General features: G+C 48.8%; 18 protein-coding genes. 4 read left to right on the top strand and 14 right to left on the bottom strand.

Translation table 11 applies throughout. The annotated features are described in order from the left end of the window. The 7 genes from KS4_RS03435 to KS4_RS03405 form a co-directional block, all read right to left on the bottom strand. Nucleotides 1–1,110, bottom strand: a complete 1,110-nt coding sequence (locus KS4_RS03435) for a flagellar basal body P-ring protein FlgI (protein ID WP_145074647.1) — start codon at nucleotides 1,108–1,110, stop codon at nucleotides 1–3. A 16-nt stretch (nucleotides 1,111–1,126) separates the two neighbouring features. Continuing rightward, nucleotides 1,127–1,849 carry a flagellar basal body L-ring protein FlgH gene (locus KS4_RS03430; protein ID WP_145074645.1) on the bottom strand — a complete coding sequence of 241 codons (723 nt, stop codon included), beginning with the start codon at nucleotides 1,847–1,849 and terminating at the stop codon, nucleotides 1,127–1,129. Next, on the bottom strand, nucleotides 1,846–2,925 hold the full coding sequence (gene flgA / locus KS4_RS03425; protein WP_200761528.1) for a flagellar basal body P-ring formation chaperone FlgA: 1,080 nt from the start codon (nucleotides 2,923–2,925) through the stop codon (nucleotides 1,846–1,848). The genes KS4_RS03430 and flgA overlap by 4 nt, the downstream gene beginning before the upstream one ends. A 238-nt stretch (nucleotides 2,926–3,163) precedes the next feature. After that, the gene (flgG, locus tag KS4_RS03420) at nucleotides 3,164–3,970 is read right to left on the bottom strand and encodes a flagellar basal-body rod protein FlgG (protein WP_145074641.1); all 807 of its coding nucleotides are present in this window, start codon (nucleotides 3,968–3,970) and stop codon (nucleotides 3,164–3,166) included. Nucleotides 3,971–4,038: 68 nt separating this feature from the next. Then, nucleotides 4,039–4,812, bottom strand: a complete 774-nt coding sequence (locus tag KS4_RS03415; protein WP_145074639.1) for a flagellar hook-basal body protein — start codon at nucleotides 4,810–4,812, stop codon at nucleotides 4,039–4,041. Nucleotides 4,813–4,863: 51 nt separating this feature from the next. Beyond that, a complete protein-coding gene (locus tag KS4_RS03410) occupies nucleotides 4,864–5,076 on the bottom strand; it encodes a hypothetical protein (RefSeq protein ID WP_145074637.1) in 213 nt (70 codons plus the stop codon). Between the two features lie 314 nt (nucleotides 5,077–5,390). Beyond that, nucleotides 5,391–6,626: a hypothetical protein gene (locus KS4_RS03405; protein WP_200761527.1), complete on the bottom strand. Its 1,236-nt coding sequence runs from the start codon at nucleotides 6,624–6,626 to the stop codon at nucleotides 5,391–5,393. 72 nt (nucleotides 6,627–6,698) lie between these two features. Here KS4_RS03405 and KS4_RS03400 point away from each other — a divergent pair, with 72 nt between their 5' ends. The 3 genes from KS4_RS03400 (at nucleotide 6,699) to purE (ending at nucleotide 10,058) form a co-directional block, all read left to right on the top strand. Continuing rightward, nucleotides 6,699–7,541 carry an ABC transporter ATP-binding protein gene (locus KS4_RS03400; protein WP_145074633.1) on the top strand — a complete coding sequence of 281 codons (843 nt, stop codon included), beginning with the start codon at nucleotides 6,699–6,701 and terminating at the stop codon, nucleotides 7,539–7,541. A 551-nt stretch (nucleotides 7,542–8,092) separates the two neighbouring features. Beyond that, nucleotides 8,093–9,103 carry a PEP-CTERM sorting domain-containing protein gene (locus KS4_RS03395; protein ID WP_145074631.1) on the top strand — a complete coding sequence of 337 codons (1,011 nt, stop codon included), beginning with the start codon at nucleotides 8,093–8,095 and terminating at the stop codon, nucleotides 9,101–9,103. Between the two features lie 451 nt (nucleotides 9,104–9,554). Next, complete coding sequence (gene purE / locus KS4_RS03390; RefSeq protein ID WP_145074630.1) at nucleotides 9,555–10,058, top strand: 5-(carboxyamino)imidazole ribonucleotide mutase; 504 nt, start codon at nucleotides 9,555–9,557, stop codon at nucleotides 10,056–10,058. A gap of 65 nt (nucleotides 10,059–10,123) precedes the next feature. Here the strand turns inward: purE and KS4_RS03385 are convergent, their stop codons facing one another. The 6 genes from KS4_RS03385 to KS4_RS03360 form a co-directional block, all read right to left on the bottom strand. Continuing rightward, the gene (locus KS4_RS03385; protein WP_145074629.1) at nucleotides 10,124–11,113 is read right to left on the bottom strand and encodes a DUF1848 domain-containing protein; all 990 of its coding nucleotides are present in this window, start codon (nucleotides 11,111–11,113) and stop codon (nucleotides 10,124–10,126) included. 176 nt (nucleotides 11,114–11,289) lie between these two features. Further along, on the bottom strand, nucleotides 11,290–12,921 hold the full coding sequence (locus KS4_RS03380) for a DUF7453 family protein (protein WP_145074628.1): 1,632 nt from the start codon (nucleotides 12,919–12,921) through the stop codon (nucleotides 11,290–11,292). Nucleotides 12,922–12,999: 78 nt separating this feature from the next. Further along, the gene (locus tag KS4_RS03375; protein WP_145074627.1) at nucleotides 13,000–14,649 is read right to left on the bottom strand and encodes a PEP-CTERM sorting domain-containing protein; all 1,650 of its coding nucleotides are present in this window, start codon (nucleotides 14,647–14,649) and stop codon (nucleotides 13,000–13,002) included. Nucleotides 14,650–14,898: 249 nt separating this feature from the next. Then, nucleotides 14,899–15,339: a GNAT family N-acetyltransferase gene (locus KS4_RS03370; protein ID WP_200761526.1), complete on the bottom strand. Its 441-nt coding sequence runs from the start codon at nucleotides 15,337–15,339 to the stop codon at nucleotides 14,899–14,901. Nucleotides 15,340–15,383: 44 nt separating this feature from the next. Then, nucleotides 15,384–17,576 carry a heavy metal translocating P-type ATPase gene (locus KS4_RS03365; RefSeq protein ID WP_200761525.1) on the bottom strand — a complete coding sequence of 731 codons (2,193 nt, stop codon included), beginning with the start codon at nucleotides 17,574–17,576 and terminating at the stop codon, nucleotides 15,384–15,386. A 54-nt stretch (nucleotides 17,577–17,630) separates the two neighbouring features. Continuing rightward, entirely contained in the window at nucleotides 17,631–17,852 is a 222-nt protein-coding gene (locus tag KS4_RS03360; protein WP_200761524.1) for a heavy-metal-associated domain-containing protein, read from the bottom strand. Nucleotides 17,853–18,117: 265 nt separating this feature from the next. Here KS4_RS03360 and KS4_RS03355 point away from each other — a divergent pair, with 265 nt between their 5' ends. After that, the gene (locus KS4_RS03355) at nucleotides 18,118–18,471 is read left to right on the top strand and encodes a MazG nucleotide pyrophosphohydrolase domain-containing protein (RefSeq protein ID WP_145074619.1); all 354 of its coding nucleotides are present in this window, start codon (nucleotides 18,118–18,120) and stop codon (nucleotides 18,469–18,471) included. Between the two features lie 206 nt (nucleotides 18,472–18,677). Here KS4_RS03355 and KS4_RS03350 read toward each other — a convergent pair whose 3' ends face one another. Beyond that, nucleotides 18,678–19,154, bottom strand: a complete 477-nt coding sequence (locus tag KS4_RS03350; RefSeq protein ID WP_145074616.1) for a hypothetical protein — start codon at nucleotides 19,152–19,154, stop codon at nucleotides 18,678–18,680. Nucleotides 19,155–19,423 lie beyond the last annotated feature (269 nt).

Here is a 19,423-nt window from a genome sequence, read left to right as displayed (position 1 = left end):
TTATTCGATAATGAGTTTTGCGTGGATATTGCCACTTTTATGCATGGCTTTGATAATGCTGATTCGATCTTTCATCGGCGTCTTTAATTGGTTAAAGGTATCAATGAGATCATTCAGCTGTGGGCTATCATCTTCCTTTGCATTCATTGCAACGAATCGATTTCTTTCAACAATTGGATTTATTGGTGAGGCGACTGGGGCTGGTGTGATCGTTGAAATTTCCAAACCACTGTTTGAAATACCAACCGGTGATATCTCAACAGCACCATCAACCGCGATTGTTTCTTCTTTCATGTTGATATACACAACGGCCTGTCCACGCATAAAATCTTTGGGGATATAGGTCGACATGATCTTGGCTAAAAACTGTGCGACATGCTGACGGTATTCGAGTGGGACGTTGACTTTGACGTTTTTTGCATCCTGAGCCCATGCAATTTGACTTGTTCTTCTTGGGTCGCCAGAAAAATCATCTGGATTGTGTTCTGCATTGATTTGATCAGCGAGCAACACAGCAATATTGAGTTGTGCGTGCTGCTCATCAAGTACGAGAGTAATGTTGCCGTACTCATCGAGGAAGCGTGTAGTCACATCACGAGTCAGCTGTGCCCCTCTATAAATCACTCCGCTGGTTGGCGTGTTTGCATTAATCTGAACAGCACCTTCTGCCATCGCAAAAATTGGTGCATTAGGGTATGGGCCGATCATTGGCGAGAGGAATAAGCGGCCACCTTCGAGACTTTTTGCTGATCCGACGGCGCTCACCTTGACTTCGATACGATCACCTTCTCGAACACCGGAGGCAGGTATTTCAGCTGAGATTGCGACCAGCGCAACGTTCTTTGACGATGACATTTCAGAGGCGGTCACTGTTTCATCTGTTAGATGGGCGATTGTTTGTGCTAATGCACGATTAGTCGCATCAAACTTTCCGCCATCTCCAGTTCCATTCAAACCAACAACCAAGCCGTAAGCGGTTAGGGAACTGGTTTCAGCACCTTTGGGCCTAGCGATATCCATAATCTGCACAGCACTGACTTGCTGAAGTGTCGCCAATATAAAGAGGCTAAACACTGCGAAACAAATGAATTGTTGATGAATCTTTTTCATATTGATTACCCAGTGTTTAAAAGTTGAAAATAGTCTCTGCTATGCGAGTAAGAATGCCCTTCTTAGTCGCTTTGCGGAGTTCTCCGGAGTGCTTCTTAACCAAATGCAAGTCATAAAGCTGACTTGAGGTGATGGTGTTCATGGAGGAAACGTCTTCAGCACGACATGTGCCTGTCAGGACGATCTCGACAACTTCATCGTCTACCTGATTGTATTTGCGTGCTTCAAGTACGAGGGTTCCGTTTGGTTTAACATCGATGACACGCGCTTGAATCCTGCCCGTAATCGTTTCTGTCTTTTTGATATCCCCGTCACCCTTAAACTCTTGCTTATAATCAGCGCCGATTTTCAGCGGATTAGTCACGCCGTTGGGATCAATGCGAAGCTCAAGTAAGTCTGCAAGTTGAAACTTAGGTAGATTCGTCACATTACCTTCAATCGTCGTTTCCTTACCGGTATCCATTGATGACTTAAAGTCACTTGATGTGGATTCTTGAATAATGATCTGAATCAGATCATGTTTTGCGAATTGACGAAGTTCAGGCAAACGAACCGCTGTAAAGCTTGCTTGTGAAACTGACACTGCAAGACGTCGGTCAAGGCTCGACCCATTACGTTGATATGGCACACGGATGCTTGACGCTGCTTCTTCTGTGACATAAAGGGAAGATGTCTGGGCTGCGACTCTATCAAGTGAAACACAAGCACTTAGTAGGATAAGAAGGATCATTTTATTCATGACTGTGTATCCTCAATGGTTGTCATCACATGATCTGACAATTCCACGGCTGGTATAGATTTAATTACTGTGCCTTGACCGCGACCTGTTACGAGAATGTTGTACGTTTCATTGGTTTTGATGTGCTTAACATTAATGATGTCATTTAGTCCACCATCCTCTAGCGCTTTGGCAGTTGTTCTGACAACAAGCCTGCCAGAAATAGCACGAACACTAACAAACTGATTACGTTTAATTAGTGCGGGTAATTTGATATCTCTTGGATAAATAAAAGATCCCTCACGAATCGGACGCTTTACCGCGTGGCCGATTGCGAGATCAATACTTTGGATAGGTTCACCTTCTTGTTTATCAATCCATTTATCAATTATTTGGACGGATCCAGGCTTAATAATGTCACCCGTACGAAACGAATGGTTAGCTTTTAAACCTGCAATTTTCCGGCTAATACTTGGATAGATATAGTATTCTTCAATAACCCGGGATAGTTCGTAACGTCTTATTGCAAGCGTTACGCGGCCAAGTGTATTTCGACCTTTAAAAGAAACTTCGTATGTTTTGCCTAACACACTTTGCGACAGATACTCGGAATCTCTACTTTTGAACTCAATTTTAAGATCATTCGAATCTAGTTTCAGACGCTCTGCAATCTTTTTCACAACAAATGATTTTAGTGAAATGGGTTGATCAATCGTCATGCGTGCAACCGAATTACTAATGATTGGTTCGGTTGATTGAGTTTCGATCACCTCAGGAAGAGGTTCTATCAAAGAAACGACTGATTGCTGGAAACCGACTAGTGATAACAAGCCCCAGTTGGCTTTTTCACTCGTCAGCAACTCACGCACATTTTTCATGCTGATCTTTAACTGCGTCACATTGGAAAAAGAGCCAACGGTTAACTCCGCAAATTGGCTGGCGTATTCACCATCAATTTCTGCGATTTCTTGCAACTCAACAGTTGGCCCATTAACCGTGATCTGATCGTGTAAACGGATCGTATTCGCATCCGTTCGCATGCAGACTGTCAACAGTACTGTGAGCGTAGCAAACAACATCCATGTTTTGCTATTCATCATCCTGATCCTTCATCGGCCGGGGACATCCTTTTCCCCGGCAGTGCATCCTGCCAGTGTGGGTCAACGACTCACGATACCCCCTCCATGATCCCCCGACTTTCATCCCCTCCTCCTCTTCCTTGGATTCCGGCGACAGCTCCGCTGCCGATTTTTATCCATCCTCTTCGGCATCCGTGCCGAACTCATTCGCTTCATGCTTCAGTTAGCGTCATCCTGCATCACTAACTGTTTTTATTTATTGCTTAAGGTTACTAATCACCTTGAGTGTTTCGTCAGCAGCCTTGATTGTTTGGCTGTTCATTTCAAAAGCACGTTGTGTTGTAATCAGCGTTACTAACTCAGTCGTGGGCGTCACGTTGGATGATTCAAGGAACTTATGCTGAATACGACCAAATGAAATATCACCTGGATTTCCGGGAATATTGGGTCCCGAAGCGACACCCTCAACATAAATATTCCCACCAATCTGCGTTAGACCCGATGGGTTAGCAAAGTTGTATAGCTCAACTTGTCCAATCTGTTGCTCAGTCCCATCGCCGCTCACCGCATAGACCCCACCGGTTTCACTGATGCGTGTTGTAGTGGTGCCGTCTGGAATATTAATTGGTGGATCCAACCTTGGACCGCTGGTGGTTCCAAGTACAAGTTCGCCGTCGGCATTAGTAGAAAAATTTCCTGCCCGGGTATAGCCAAAGCCATCTTCTGACAGTCCGCTAAGGATCTGAACACGGAAGAAGCCTTCACCATTAATAGCCATTGAGTATGGGTTGGGGTCTTCGATGCGGTCACCTTGAGTGAACTCAATGCTCGTACCACTTACCCGTGTCCCTAGGCCAACCTGAATCCCGTGAGGACGAAAGCCAGATTCTTCATTCTGAACACCCGGCTGAGCTTTTTGCTCGTATAGCAAATCTTCGAAATTAACGCGTGACGCTTTAAACCCGACGGTATTCATATTCGCCAAGTTGTTAGAGATCACATCAAGCGACGTCGATAGCGAAGATAGGCCAGATGCTGCTGAATGTAAGGCCGAGATTGCCATCCTAAACTCCTGTTTCCTCTTACGAAGGCTCAATCATCTACACAATGACTGGTAAGCCTAATGCTCGATTAGGCTGATATTTTTCCTAAACGATTGACCGCGTGATTCATTAATGTGTCGTGATACTGAATCATTCTTGCATTCCCAGTAACTGCTTTGCTTGCTGCCATCACGTCCATCATGGCTTTAATCGGATCAACCGATGAAGATTCCAATTGGCCCGGGCTAACTGATGGATTGTCGATCATTTCTCGCAAATCATGCTTAAAACCAAGCATGTTTTGGCCGACTTTATAGAGCTGCTCTAAATCTTTGAACGTTGTAACTTGGAGCTGTGCGACAGTCTCATCGTTCTGCCTGACAAGACCCGTGCTGGTAATTTCGAATAAACCTGGCTGCAGCAAGATTGGCGTATCGCCATCATCGAGAATTTTCTGGCCATTCGACTGAACCAGATATCCTTCGCTATTGAGCGTTAAGTTGCCATCGCGCGAAAGTCTGATTGTCGAGGAACCATCCCGATTTTGTTGTTGCACAGCAAAAAACTGATCTGCTTCTAGCAAAGCAACATCTGTACGTTGCCCAGTTGTCTCAAGCTTGCCTTGATTAAATGCAATCTGCATCGGAGCGGCCAGCACACCGCCACCAAGCTTGTCTAAAAGATCATTCGACACGTCCATCCCAAGCTGGTCTTCCACCGACTCGGGATCACGTTGCATCAAAGCTGCGAGATCAGCCTTGAAGCCTGTCGTCTTCATGTTCGCCAAATTGTTGGCATAAACGTCCTGACGATACATGTTCGTCAACACGCCCGAAGCAGAGATGTACAATCCGTAGTTCATCGTCTATCGCTTACTGCCAGCCGTGCTCCGCACGGACAATCTGGACACTATTCAAGCTCCGCTTGAAGCCTTCATCAATAACGAATCTTCTGAAGTCTCCAGATCGGCAACCGCTTGATAGCGATGAACCGCCGATGCAAGGTGCGCAAGCCGAACAAGACCGCGCCCAAGACTTTTGCCGTCTTCAGCTGGTCGATGCGCATCTGCTTCACGAAGGATGTGAAGCAAGGACTTTTCACCTTGTCGGTCACTGGACCCGCCCATGTGGCACTTCTTTCTGATTCGTTTACTGATCACTACAAGACGCAAACCGTATGCGTCAAACCGTGCCCATCACTACGCAAACACTGTGCCAAACCGTCATTATTGGACGTGCGCCAGCAAAAAAACTTTGATTCTCGACAGTTTTCCCACAAAAGTGCCAATGCATTCACAATTCGCGTGCCAATGCGCAATATTCGCACTTGCAGCGCATAAACCTCATCAGCGCAAAAAAAATACCAGCAACGCGCAAGTCATGCGCGTTTTACGTGCTGGCACAAATCACAATCTCAAGACTCTGTACTGACAAAAAATCTTCAGCTCAAGACATGCTTCCGCTTCTCAAACAAGTCATCCAAAACCCGCCTTAATCCGTCAACCTCACCGTTATCCAAACGCTCACACACACCAATTAACAGTTTAACCATATTGTGATAGTCCCTCATATCTATCACTTCAACATCAATCTTTTTCGTTTGCTCATTCATGTTGTGATAATTGACAAGCGGCAAACACAAACATGTCGTTTGATACCCATAACACTGGTAGGCTGTAGCCTCACACGATCCACCCGGCATCAGCTTTCTTTGATACTGAAAAGTTTCATCCTCACCCGTTAGTTGCTTCGCGATCTGCGATATGCGGTAATTCAATTCGTGACCAAACGTCGACGTTGCATCTCCCACGCGTACTATCGGGCCTGCTCCCTGCGGCGAATCTCCCGGAATACTCTTCGAATTCTCAAGCGCGATCAACCTCGCATCATCTGCAATCAACCCCGACTGACAAGCTCCCATCGCGCCAATAAATCCGACTTCTTCTGCGCGTGTAAACAACACTTGCACATGATGTGCCTCTTTGAGCTTATTTTTATTTCGTTCATACCACCGTTCAAAACAAGTGAGTGACGCTGCGGTAACTGCGAGATCGTCACAAACCCGTGCATTCAGTTTACATCTAACAACTTTGCTTTCGCGTAAATCCCACGTTAGCAAGTCACCTGTTTTGACCTTATTTTTAGCTAGAAAACAAATTTTAGCCTGTTTAAACATTTGTCCATTTTTTTCATCAGCATCGAATACTTCTGCCACTTCGCCCCTCTTCGTTTCTTTGAGATCTATCAGCGTTTGATATGAATCTTTACCTTCAAATTGTTCGCACTTTATTTTATCTAGCTCACCCTCTACACGTGACCACCATCGCACTTTCGTTCCCACAAAATAATCATTATGCACCCCACCTCTAAATTCTGCCCATACCTCTCGCCCACCATCTTTCACTTCATAAACAACAAAAGCTGGATGATCCAAATGCGATGTCAACACCACTGGCCGCTTTGCTCGCCTTCCCTTCAAACCCAATAACACATTTCCCCACTTGTCTCGTTTCATACTCACCCAAGCTCGCCGCGCGACCCAATCATATAGATACCGAACAACCGCATGCTCCTTACCCGTCCCCGTTGGCAACGACGTCAACTCTATCAACAACCGCTCATGCCGCTTTTTTTGCGTCTCGCTCACCACAATTTTCTTTATACGCTTTGCTGCCATCGTTTCTCCATTCAGATCATATGCATCTATATATAAATAGATCATATCACACCCAACAGCTATCATGACAGCATGAGCAATCCCCAAGAAACATTCGCTATACAAGCCCACAACCTCACCATACAACGCGGCAACACCACCATCCTCAACAACCTCAACTGCACCATCAAGGCAGGCCAAGCTGTCGCAATCCTCGGGCCCAATGGCTGCGGCAAAACAACCTTCGCCCGCACCATCCTCGGACACATCTTCCCAACCAGCGGCTCACTCCAAATCCTCGGCCGCACCATCGGCGAAACCAACATCCCCAAACTCCGCAAGCACATAGGCATCGTCAATCCAACGACCGACACCTCATCCATCCACACCACTGGCGCTATTGTTGACGCCCGTCTCTCGACGCTCCAAGCTGTCTGCACCGGCTTCTTCGCAACCATCGGCCTATACGACACACCATCACCGACACAAATCGAAACCGCCTCCCAATACCTTCATGCTGTCGGCCTGTCCCATCGCCAAGACCATCGTTTCGCCACACTCTCAACGGGCGAACAACGCCGCGCTCTCATCGCACGCGCCCTTGTCCATCACCCGCAACTACTCATCCTCGACGAGCCGACTGCAGGCCTTGATATCGCCGGACGCGAACAAATCCTCGCAACCATCGAAATGATCCTCGCAAAACCCAATCCTCCTGCCCTGATCATGATCACCCATCACGTCGAAGAACTCTCGCCACGCACCTCGAATGTCTTCCTCATGCGTGACGGTCAATTCATCAATCAAGGCCCTCCTTCTGACATCATCACCCCAGAATCTCTCACCCAAACCTTCGGTTGCAAAGTCTTCGTCAAAAAGATCCACGGCCGCTTCTGGCTTGAAGTCCTCCCCGAAGCGTGGCTTGATCTCGTCTAAATTTCCACCAACAAGCCACGCCTATCCTATCTATTCTCAGGACATATCCCGACTTTTTATCACGAAATTGTGAATATTATTGTTTGTTAATTCGCAATAGTTGTTGTATTTTTGCTTCACATTTAGAATCGAAATATTTACTCATTTCCACAGAGTATTCGCCGTAAATAACGAAATATAGCAAGCTTAGAACGAACACCTCACCTATCTTAACACCCCAGTATTTATCATTTTCGACGGCTAATAACTTTTTCGCTGAAAAGAATATCATGCAATTGAAGTTTCATCCACACGATTTACATTTACACACAGAGACGGAAAGAAGCGTGATCACACTCATTTGTTTTGAGCCTCAAGATCACTTTCATCTAGCAAGCAGTTTGATTTAATCCCATTGCATTCGCACTTAGCAAACTGAGCTAGTCATTTACTTAAGACACTAATTTGAATATTCCTGCAGCGTACTGGAGCGTGATTGTTCCGCCCAACCATGGGCTCACCATCCATTTCAACGCAGAATCACACATGCATTAGAGAGAAAAGGAGAAATTATGCGTTTCAATTCACTACTTATGGCTCTTCCAGCCGTCGCTCTGACAACAGGCATCGCTTCAGCTGACACCGCTTCTTACAAAGTCGGTGAGCTCGATCCATTCGCCAATACAACCTATGCCCTCGACACAACCAACGATGGCGGTATCGTTCTCGGTAGCGACATGCGTATGTGGTCAATGGGCGACAACTGGAACCAGGTTTCTGTTGGCAGCACTTCCACACACGACTGGACACCTCAAATCGTGTCAGAAGGTGGCAACGATCACACCGTTATCGAGGGTGTTCGCGTACCTATCATGCGTTTCGATGTCTCCAGCATGGCTGGCAATTACGACGCGATCACAGGTGGTACACTCGAAATTACGCTGTATGATCGCCAAGCAGGTGCTCCATCCTTCATGTTCGATGTTAAAACACTAACATCGGCAAATGCTGGCTGGACATTCGGTACAACGGCTGACCAAGCATGGGCTAACTACGGCGCCTCAGGTGCTTACAAGGGCTATCAAGGCAACGACGTATGGGACAACTGGGCTGCGAACAGCAACGCCTACTTCGGCTTCCAACCTGGCAACTTCGATCAAACCCTCAACATCAGCAAAACGCTCGTTGACGGTGTCGAAACACAACTCAACAAGCGTGTTATTGATGGCGAAGGCAATGAAACTTGGGTTGCTACCAACAATATGTACTCTGCTGCTGACACAAACTCTGCTGACGGTAAGCACGCTATGACATACGTCATCGATCTTTCCGCAGAACTCATTGAAGAATGGATCGCAGATCCAACCAACGCAGGTTTCGCAATCGTAGCTTCAGAAGTCATTCGTGACGCAGAAGGCAATCTCCCTACGACCAATCCACTCCCAGCCGCGATCGGTTCACTCAATGACAACATCGCAGCTTACCGCCCTGTCCTCAACATCGATTACACCACAGTTCCAGAGCCAGCTTCACTCGCTCTCTTCGGTATCGGTGCCCTCGCGATGCTCCGCAGAAAACACTAATTTCTTCGATACATAAGTACATCCCCAAGAGGCTGATTCGTCAGCCTCTTTTTTTTACTACCTACCTAACTCTCTATTAGACAAATTCCCCAGTCGAATCAACCAATTATTGATTCTCCCCCAGCTCATCCACCCCAATATCACCCGCCCCCGCATCCTCGGCTTCGGACATCATGCTTCTCAGCACAACATCTATCAACTCACCCCGCACCTGCCCGGAAGCCCGCCCCGGAATGCGAGCCTCCGATCCTCCCCAATATCATCCATCCTTTCTCGCTCACCCTCCTATCCCTTTACCCTCGCCCTTGATTTCACAGCCACATCATAAGATCCAAACCTCTCCCGATGATGCACCCACCTCCCCCACTTTCCCCATTCTTGCGCTTCACATCCCCAGCTCCAAACCAGCATCCAGTTGATTCGTACCACTTTTCTCCGCTATACTCCCGCCATGAATACGCAACAATCCAAACCCCTCGTCGGCATCGTCATGGGCTCTCCATCAGATGCTCCCACAATGAAAAAATGTGCGGACATCCTTGATGAACTGAGCATCCCCTATGAGATGAAAATCTGTTCCGCACACCGTACACCCGAACGCGCACACACCTTTGCCACCACTGCAGCAGAACGCGGCATCAAGGTCGTTATCGCCGCCGCCGGTATGTCCGCACACCTCGCCGGTGTTATGGCTGCCTACACCCACATCCCCGTCCTCGGCGTCCCAATGGACGGTAAGCTCATGGGTGGCCTTGACGCGCTCCTCTCAACCTGCAATATGCCCAAAGGTATCCCCGTCGGCACAATGTCCATGGGCTCACACGGCGCCGTCAACGCTGCTCTCTTCGCGGTTTCCATCCTCGCGACTTCTAACAAAGAGATAGAAGCCAAGTACATTGAGTTCCGCAAAAAACAATCCGCTGCAATCCCCGAAGACGTCCCCGTTGCAGAATAATTTCCACACTACTTAATAACAAAACAATCCAAACAGCTTCGCCTCATCCGCGAAGCTGTTTGTTTTTACAACTCACCAAACAGTCCGAGCTGAACCGTCTTGCTTTCCTTCTCAACCTCATCAACCACACACCTATCCAAGCGATACAAAAACCTCCCTTCTGGATCATGCCCCTTAAACCGCTTCGTAACTAACGCCATATCGTTTGTCGCATAACAATACACACACCCATGCGGGCACGTATCATACATCCCAATATCTCGCGATTCATCACAAAGACACCCCTCGCGCGTACCTCTTTCCTTTCCTTTGATCTCATGCCCCGCCACATCACTCATCCGCCCCACATCGATACACTTCGCAGCCACAACCTCTGCAGGCCGATACGCCTCTCCCGTACACACTTTGAGTTGCATCCCCCTGCCTTTCGCAATCCCATCCAATTCACTGATCAATCGCATCTTCACATCATCACTCGGATCCCACCACTTCAATCCATATCCTCCGTGACTCCCTCCATTCTTCCCCTCACCGTCCTCCACCAACTTCGCCACCTCATCCATCGACCGTCTAACTTTCGCATAGGGATGCATCACCGACACCACCACCTCATCTACTGCCCCTATTAACGCCTCACTTAAAATCTCAAACCGCCGCACATGATCCTCATATCGACTCACCGTGCTGAACACAATCGGATCATACCGCCACACACAAACCCGCTCACCAAATTCATCCGCGATCCGCCTCAAGTTCGCCACCGCCTTCTCTGCATCCACCACCGACCTCTCCAGCACCCTTGGATTCCCCGTAATCGTATGACTCACCACAAACGGATACCCCATCCCCTTCACTTCATGCAATCGCTTCATGAACGGCCCAACATCCTTCGTCCAAAACACAATCCCATCCACATCCTCCCGCTCCAAACTCACCCGGTACGGCTTCCCACTATACGGATTCAACACACCACAAAACCCCGCCCTCAATCGATTCACAAACCACTCCCCATAAAACGCAGGCACATCCGTCCGCACACTCGCACTAACAATCATCACATCACCTCATATCTTCCCCCTATCTCGCAAACGCTTGATCAAAAAATAGCCTACCGACTTCACTCTTATTTTAGGTTTTTGTTAGGTTAAGTCAATCACAGAATATAAAAAATTCGCTGTGCATCTACCTACAGATGCACAGCGAATTCAGCGCCCACATTCACCCCTCCCACTCATTCCCTTCGACGCCTCCGCAACAGAAATCCCAACCCTCCAGCACTCATCAAACCCACTGTCATCGGCTCAGGTATCGTCGACATCGTATCCAACACAAACAATCCCTCCGAGCCATCGTTAAACTTCAAATGCACAGCCAACTCACCCGAGTCATTCAAACTCTGCGTCTGACCATCCTCACCACCTGAATACCCATACATATCAATATCATTGATCATGCGCAAATCTTCCCCCACAGCATCATCATCTACATCAAACAACTCACCCTCACGCAATAACAGATGCAAACCACCATCCGCATTCCGCAACCACAACGCACGATCATTATCATCCGTCACCCCATCCCCTTCGACCGTCGTCGTAAACACAACCTGACCCAGATCATTCATGTTCATCGAAAAGATATAATCAACCGTTTCCCATTCTTGTAATCCAGGTAGAGATCGCCCCGTCACCGCAATCAGCTCTGATTCACCATCCGAATGCAACCACATCCCCTTCTCACTATTCAATTCCACGCCATCAAACAACAACCATGATGAATATAAAACATCACCATCCGTATTCATCACAAAGCTCAGCGTTTGACCATACTGCAATCCATTCAGACCCGCAGCATCATCACCCGAACGCATGACCATTTCTAACAAATCACTTGTCCCCGCCCACAAACCCCTGTCTGTAAACGGGTGATATTCCTGCCCCACCTTTGGCTTCAAGCTCGCATTAAACGCAACTTGACCAGCATCATTCACACGGATACTTCCAAATTCATTAAACCACTGATCTGTACCATTCGCCGCAAAACCCTGACGCGTAATCAACTCATGCCCGTTTGTATCCCCATACCAAATACCATTGTGATTCTCATTCGTAATCCCAGGCCCCTCAATCCGAGCAATGAAACCCAATCCCCCAACATTATTCATACTCGGAGTATAAACCGAACTCGCAAACACAACCTCATCGCCAAGATCCGTTGCATGCTCACCATTATCCACGATTACATGCTGCACCATGCCTTCCCCTCGCATGATCGCAAACGCATCCGTTTCAAAATTATCTAGATACTGAATTGCACGATAAGCAAACTGCCCTGCATCATTCACTCGAGCATACGAAATCGAACCCGTCGACTCAATGTCGCCACCCGACGGATGCCCCCTGCGAGCCAACATATTCGTACCATGCCCCTCACGATATCGCCACAATCCACGATTAGTTTCATCAATCACATTCTCGCCAATCAACTCAGCAGAAAAAAACACCTGCCCTTCCGAATTTATGCGAGGCAAGTTGAAATTCCTGTAGTATGCACCATCATCCACATCACTCGCGCCATCCCCCTCACGCACAACAAACTGCTTGATCCCACCATCCTCAAGCCAAATTCCGTAATCATTTGCATCAACAACACCAATACCCGTCAACCTCCCCATAAACCCTGTCTGTCCAGCATTATTGATTGTGAAATTACCAAACTCCCCCCAGATCGCACGTGTTCCCGGCGCCGCTTCACGCGTCAGCGCAACCGTCCGCGATTCAACTTCACCCATCACTTCGCCACCACTAACCACACACACCAAAATCCCTACAATTAAAGTCATTTTCTTTTTACACACAGGCATATCAAACCCTCCTTTCAGAGTTTGCTTTACATCATTCAATGACAAAGATTGCCCCTATCAATCACAACGAATTTTCAATTACCCCAAACCACACTTTCTCTTTCGAGCAAGCATCCCAACTAAACCTGCACCAAGCAAAGCCACACTCCCCGGCTCAGGTATCGCTGCAATCGTGTTAAACACAAACAAACCTTCCGATCCATCCGTAAAATTCAAACGAACCGCCAACTCACCCCAGTCATTCAAACTCTTCGCATGACCTTCCTCGCCACCCGACCATCCATCCATCGCAATATCACTGATCACACGTAAGTCTTCCGCAATCGGATCATCATCAACATCAAACAAATCACCTTCCCGAATGATCAAATCCAACGCGCCATCCAACCCCGTAATCCACAGCCCAACATTATCTTCTTCTGTAACTCCTGCCCCCGCGATGCTAGCACTAAAGACAATTTGACCTAACCCATTGATGCTATCTTCAAAAACGTACCTCACAAACTCACCATCATCTAACCCCTCAATCACGCTACCCGTCCCTGCAATCAAACTTGTCACACCATCCTTATGCTGCCATACCCCCTTGGTTTCCTCTAAACTTTCAACATCATTGGCAAGCTGAGCGGTAAACATGATCGTTCCATCATGATTAATACTAGTATTCAAAAACCTGCCAAAATTCCATCCCTCTAAACCCACCGCGGCATCACCTCGGCGTGCGATCAATTGCAAATCATCTTTATGCCCGCCCCAAAGGCCTGCATCTGTCAGCGGATCATAATCATGACCAAGCAAAGGAACCAAATCACCTTTAAACACAATCTCTCGCGCATCATTAATCGAGGGAATCGAGATGCTTTCTAATACCTGCCCCGTTCCCGGTGCACTCATTCTTTCACGCATCTGCAAAACATGAATATCATTTTGACTCATCCAAACCCCAATATCATTCCATTGAATAACACCATCACCTTCAATGTGCGCCATAAACGAAACATCACCGTTGTCATTTAACTTCGGCGCAAAGAATGAATCCTCATAGACCACACCATTCCCAACACCACCCGCAAAACTACCTTTCTCCGCGATCGTCTTCACCGTTTGTCCATCACCCTTCACCACGACAAACCCGTCCAATGGTTGCCCCAACTTATTCAACTCCATCTTTAGCGCATACTCACCCGATTCATTCGTGCGCAAGCTACTGAAGTTATTAATATCCAGTGTCCCATCGCCCCATGCCTGTCCCGTTCGAAACAACATCTGTGGCCCGTAATCTTCACCATACCGAAACACAGCCGAGCCATTCAGAAAACTACTAATATTTTCACCCTCTAAACTCGATTTAAACACAACCGTACCCAACGAGTTAATCTGAGGACTCGTCAACGTACGAAACACCGCATCATCATCCGCACCCCACGCTGACTGACCACCGCGTGCTATTAACAACTGATTACCATAATCTTCAAGCCATATCCCATTGTCCGTAATTTCAGTCACAGCATTCCCCGTCAACTTACCGCCAAACGCAGTCTGCCCCCAATCATTAATCGTAAAATGATAAAAATCATCCCACACATCACGCGTCCCCGCCGCCTGATGCCGCGTCAGCGCAACCGTTCTAACATCCGCCGCATTCAAACAATCAACGCCACTCATTCCACCAACCAAAGAACCTATCAACAACATCACACAAGAATGCGTTCTCAAACACACAGGCATAATTCATCCTCCCAAAATTGGATTTAGTAAAAGTCATCTCTTAAATTTCAATACAAAACCACACGCCCATTCTTACCGCACCACCTCACAACCCACATACAAACAACGCGAAGTACTTAAACATACTTCTCGTCAACAAGCAATATCTCAATTTTGAGATGTACCCCACCATCCCTATTATCACATCAAAAACCTATTAATAAAGACTTTTTGCACTTCTGTTTATTCAAACAATGATCCATCTCACGCTTAGAGCGCTTTACGAAATATCACCTTATCCTCACCCTCATCATAAAAATCGCGTATCCGCGTCTCTTCATCATATCCACACTGACTGTAAAACCGCCTCGCTTGCTCATATCGCTCCAACCCTGAGGTCTCCACCAACAGCAATCGTCCTCCCATTCTTTTCACTTGTTCTTCAACATCCCCCATCAACTCACTGCCCTTGCCCATACGCTGCCACCCTTCTCTCACCGCAATAAAATATGTATTCCAAACATGACACGCCATCGGTTCAGGCGCATAATACACCACCCCGACAATCTCACCATCTTCCTCATCTACCACCCAAAAATGATGCTCATCAAATTGCCCTTCAAAATATGCGCCCATCACCCCAATCAACTCCTCCAACTCCTGCGGCCGAAACAACCCTGTCGCCTCAGCAATCTCAATCAACGTATCCATATCTTCAGATATCGCTAGCCTAATCATTAATTAGACTCACCATTTTAATCTTTCCAACTCAGACGAAGATACAGTGCATTACCCACCACACTCACCGAGCTAAACGCCATCGCCCCCGCCGCCAACATCGGCCACAAATACCCGCTCATCGCAACCGGTATCAACACCACGTTATAAATAAACGCCCAACCCAATCCATAATAAATCCGCTTCATCGTCGCCCGACTCAACCGAATCGCCCGTGGTAAATTCTTCAGATCATCTCCCACTAACACCACATGCCCCGCATCCATCGCAATATCCGTCCCACCACCTATCGCAATCCCAATATCCGCACTCGCCAGCGCCGGCGCATCGTTAATCCCATCCCCCACCATCGCAACACGCCGCTTCCCTTCCCCCTGTAGCGTCTTCACCTTCGCCTGCTTATCCGCCGGCAACACCTCCGCCATCACCTCATCAATACCCAAACGATCGCCCACCGCCTTCGCACTCCCTGCATTGTCCCCTGTCATCATCACCACATTCAAACCCAATTCCTTCAATTCAGCCACAACCTCAACCGCGCCATCTCTCACTTTATCCGCAAACGCGATCACACCCCGAGCCTGACCATCCACCGCCACACCCACCGCCGTCTTTTGCGCCTCCAAAACCTCATCTCGCTTCTTAATCAGTTCATCCATCCCCTCAACGCCCATCTCCCGCAACGTCGTCATCCGACCCACAATCACTTCATGCCCTTCTACAACACCCCTCACACCCGCCGCCGTCAACGATTCAAACTTCTCCGCTCTTACCACAACCATCCCACGTTCTTTCGCTTCATTCACAATCGCTTTACCAAGCGGATGCTCCGAATCCATCTCCACTGCTGCAGCAAACCGCAACACATCATCCTGACAACTCTCGCCCAACATACACACCACATCCGTCACCGCCGGCTTACCCACCGTCAACGTCCCCGTCTTATCCAGCACAATATCCGTTAACTTCCCAGCCCGTTCCAGCGCCGCCGCATCTTTAATCAAAATCCCTCTTTGCGCACCAATCCCTGTCCCCACCATGATCGCCGTCGGCGTCGCCAATCCCAGCGCACACGGACACGCCACAATCAACACCGCAATCATCGCTTCCATCGCCATCTGCCATCCCCCAACCTCGCCCCACCAATAAATCCCCTGCCCGATAAACGTTATCACCGCCACCACCAATACCGCTGGCACGAATACCGCCGCGATCTCATCCACAATCCGCTGCACTTTCGCCTTACTCGTCTGCGCCTGTTTCACCAACCCCACCACCTGCGACAACAACATCTTTCCACCCGTCGCTGTTGCCTCCATCCGAAACGCGCCTGTCTGATTAACCGTCCCCCCAAACACCTTACTCCCCACTTCAACATCCACCGGCAAGCTCTCCCCCGTCACCATCGACTGATCCACACTCGACCCACCTTCCACAACCCTCCCATCCACCGGCACCTTCTGCCCCGGCTTCACCACACAAACCTCCCCTTCCCTCACCTCACCCACACTCACCACTACCTCATTCCCTTCCCGCAGCACCACCGCCTCAGGCGGCTGCAAATCCATCAAACCTCTGATCGCACTCGCTGCACTTCCTCTCGCCCTCGCCTCCAGCATCTTCCCCAAACCAATCAACACCAAGATCATTGCCGCCGTATCAAAATACACATATTCCCCGCCGAAAAACGTCGAAAACACCGAATACACATACGCCACACTCGTCCCCAACGCGACCAGCGTATCCATGTCTGCACGTTTATGTTTCAAACCATTCCACGCCCCCTTATAAAAACTCCAACCCAACCAAACCTGGATCGGCGTCGCCAGCACCAACTGCCACCAATGCGATGCCTGCCCCTTCCAACCCATCGCCAATACCATCACCACAACCCCCAATACACCTCCCACGATCAATTTCTGCTTCCACTCCCCGACCTCATTATGTTCATGTCCACCACTCCCAGCATCCCCATGCTGATGTTCCTCATCCGCTGCCCCGCGCACCTCCGCCGTATATCCCGCATCACCAACAACCTCAACCAATTCTTCAACATCCATCTCCACGTCGTCATATCCCACCACCGCTTCCTCCAGTGGCAAATTCACTACCGCACTATCCACACCATCGCATGCCAACAGCGCCTTCTCCACATGATTCACACAACTCGCACAACGCATCCCCTTCACATCTAACGTTACCTTTGCCACTGACTAACTCCTAATTAGACTTTCAATAAACCCATCTCAATACGTCCCAACCATTCAACTCCCGAACGCGGGAGCCGCATCAAACCCAGCGTCCTTAACCACCGCCATCAGCATGTCCACATCCGCCACCCCATCCTCAATCTGCACACTCGCCTCGCAACTCGCCAGATCCACTACTGCTGTTCTCACCCCTCGCACTTTGCTCAACCTCGCCTGCACTTCACCCACACACCCCTCACACTTCATCCCACTAATTTTGATCACAACGGTACTCATAACAAACTCCTTGATCCCCTCACCAAGTAAGCTGATCTTGCAACCTTTCATTACCACACTCGCTTCTCCGCACACCACAACACCCTTCTATCCATTTATCACCTTTTTTCACCCCAAACATGCAAACATTCCCCACTTTTTCTCCCCATCCCCCCACACATGCCCTTACATATCTCCCTCATTCACAGCCACATTCTATCCCCCTGAACCCGCATCAAGCCCCAACTATTTCACGCTCCTGCAAATCACCACTAAAATACTCTCCATGAGCGACAATCTCCCCCCTAAATCAGCGAACGCCCCATCCACAGACCCCCTCACCATCGCCGCCTTCCAGCAGCACATCCGTGACCGCTATTACGCCACAGACGCCGAGCGCGGCACCCCCGGCACCTTCATGTGGCTCATCGAAGAAATCGGCGAACTCGCCACCACCCTCCACAAAGTCAACGGCCAGGGCGGTGACACCTCCGGCGGCTCGACACAGGAAGACCTCGAATCAGAATTCGCCGACGTCATCGCATGGCTCACCACCCTCGCAAACATCAACAACATCGACCTCGAATCCGCACTCCACAAAAAGTACTTCCAAGACGGTGGGCCAAAGGGCACAAAATAAATAAACTAACCATCTATTAGACAAAGCTTCATATCTAAGCCTAAAAAACAAGCCCACGACCGCCGGTCGTGGGGTGTCATCCCAACGATATGTTAGCCGCCTACAACACCTTCCCGCCCCTCGCTCGCGCCTTCCACCTGCAGAAGAGAAAGACGAATCACCTACAACCTTACACTCGCTCCTCGCTTGCGAAACAGGGGGGGGGATTACACCCGCGCCAACACCTCTAACCAATAGCAGCTGCACACCACCGAATAACTGCCCACCAGCAGCAACATCAAACTCTCCCACTTCATCCCTCGCCAACCACCCAACAGCCGACTCAATAAGTGCAACCCCATCAACACCAATAATCCCACCGCAATCACACCCCACATCATCCCGATCTCACCCACAACCCCATCTTCCCTCATCACTGTCATCGGCGTCATCAGAAAGCTCGTCATCGGTGTCATCCACATCCCCCCCGCATTCAACAACTCCTTCGCCCCGTAACCTGTATACCACAGCCAAACCCCCATCACCGGCAAGTACACCGCCAACCCATAAACCACCAACCTCACCGCCATTTTCAATTTCCAAACCACTCCCATCCCCCCCCTGTTTCTCCCCTCATTTCCACTCCTGCGATGACGACGCCCTTTATCTTTACCCATGCTCTTGCGCACAGCCAGCTTACCCATTGTCATATTTCCCACAGACCCGATTGATGATTACAACACAAGCACAACACAGACGCAGCAAACCGTTTCAAACATCACCCCTGATCTCATTAACATCGTTAAACCTCATCCTCCTCCTGCAATTTGCCCCCCTTGCCCCATCCTTATCGCCCCTTCATCAAACGCCACACACCTCAAGCCTGCCACCGCCGGTAGCAGGGTGTTATCCCAACAAACAAAATCTCTGCAACTCCTTTAGCTTTGAACATACCTGTTCACTGTTTCTACTG

The organism is Poriferisphaera corsica (assembly GCF_007747445.1).
GTDB classification, from domain to species: Bacteria; Planctomycetota; Phycisphaerae; order Phycisphaerales; family Phycisphaeraceae; genus Poriferisphaera; species Poriferisphaera corsica.
Note: the sequence above shows the minus strand (reverse complement) of the source record. Positions and strands in the feature narration are given on the sequence as shown.

Bases quoted from the DNA above. Each gene is read 5' to 3' on its own strand.
- KS4_RS03395 (WP_145074631.1), top strand. From the start codon at position 8,093: ATGCGTTTCAATTCACTACTTATGGCTCTTCCAGCCGTCGCTCTGACA.
- KS4_RS03375 (WP_145074627.1), bottom strand. From the start codon at position 14,649: ATGCCTGTGTGTTTGAGAACGCATTCTTGTGTGATGTTGTTGATAGGT.
- KS4_RS03350 (WP_145074616.1), bottom strand. From the start codon at position 19,154: ATGGGTAAGCTGGCTGTGCGCAAGAGCATGGGTAAAGATAAAGGGCGT.
- KS4_RS03435 (WP_145074647.1), bottom strand. From the start codon at position 1,110: ATGAAAAAGATTCATCAACAATTCATTTGTTTCGCAGTGTTTAGCCTC.
- KS4_RS03355 (WP_145074619.1), top strand. From the start codon at position 18,118: ATGAGCGACAATCTCCCCCCTAAATCAGCGAACGCCCCATCCACAGAC.
- flgG (WP_145074641.1), bottom strand. From the start codon at position 3,970: ATGGCAATCTCGGCCTTACATTCAGCAGCATCTGGCCTATCTTCGCTA.
- KS4_RS03400 (WP_145074633.1), top strand. From the start codon at position 6,699: ATGAGCAATCCCCAAGAAACATTCGCTATACAAGCCCACAACCTCACC.
- KS4_RS03430 (WP_145074645.1), bottom strand. From the start codon at position 1,849: ATGAATAAAATGATCCTTCTTATCCTACTAAGTGCTTGTGTTTCACTT.
- purE (WP_145074630.1), top strand. From the start codon at position 9,555: ATGAATACGCAACAATCCAAACCCCTCGTCGGCATCGTCATGGGCTCT.
- KS4_RS03380 (WP_145074628.1), bottom strand. From the start codon at position 12,921: ATGCCTGTGTGTAAAAAGAAAATGACTTTAATTGTAGGGATTTTGGTG.
- KS4_RS03360 (WP_200761524.1), bottom strand. From the start codon at position 17,852: ATGAGTACCGTTGTGATCAAAATTAGTGGGATGAAGTGTGAGGGGTGT.
- flgA (WP_200761528.1), bottom strand. From the start codon at position 2,925: ATGAATAGCAAAACATGGATGTTGTTTGCTACGCTCACAGTACTGTTG.
- KS4_RS03385 (WP_145074629.1), bottom strand. From the start codon at position 11,113: ATGATTGTTAGTGCGAGTGTGCGGACGGATGTGCCTGCGTTTTATGGG.
- KS4_RS03415 (WP_145074639.1), bottom strand. From the start codon at position 4,812: ATGAACTACGGATTGTACATCTCTGCTTCGGGCGTGTTGACGAACATG.
- KS4_RS03410 (WP_145074637.1), bottom strand. From the start codon at position 5,076: ATGGGCGGGTCCAGTGACCGACAAGGTGAAAAGTCCTTGCTTCACATC.
- KS4_RS03405 (WP_200761527.1), bottom strand. From the start codon at position 6,626: ATGGCAGCAAAGCGTATAAAGAAAATTGTGGTGAGCGAGACGCAAAAA.
- KS4_RS03370 (WP_200761526.1), bottom strand. From the start codon at position 15,339: ATGGATACGTTGATTGAGATTGCTGAGGCGACAGGGTTGTTTCGGCCG.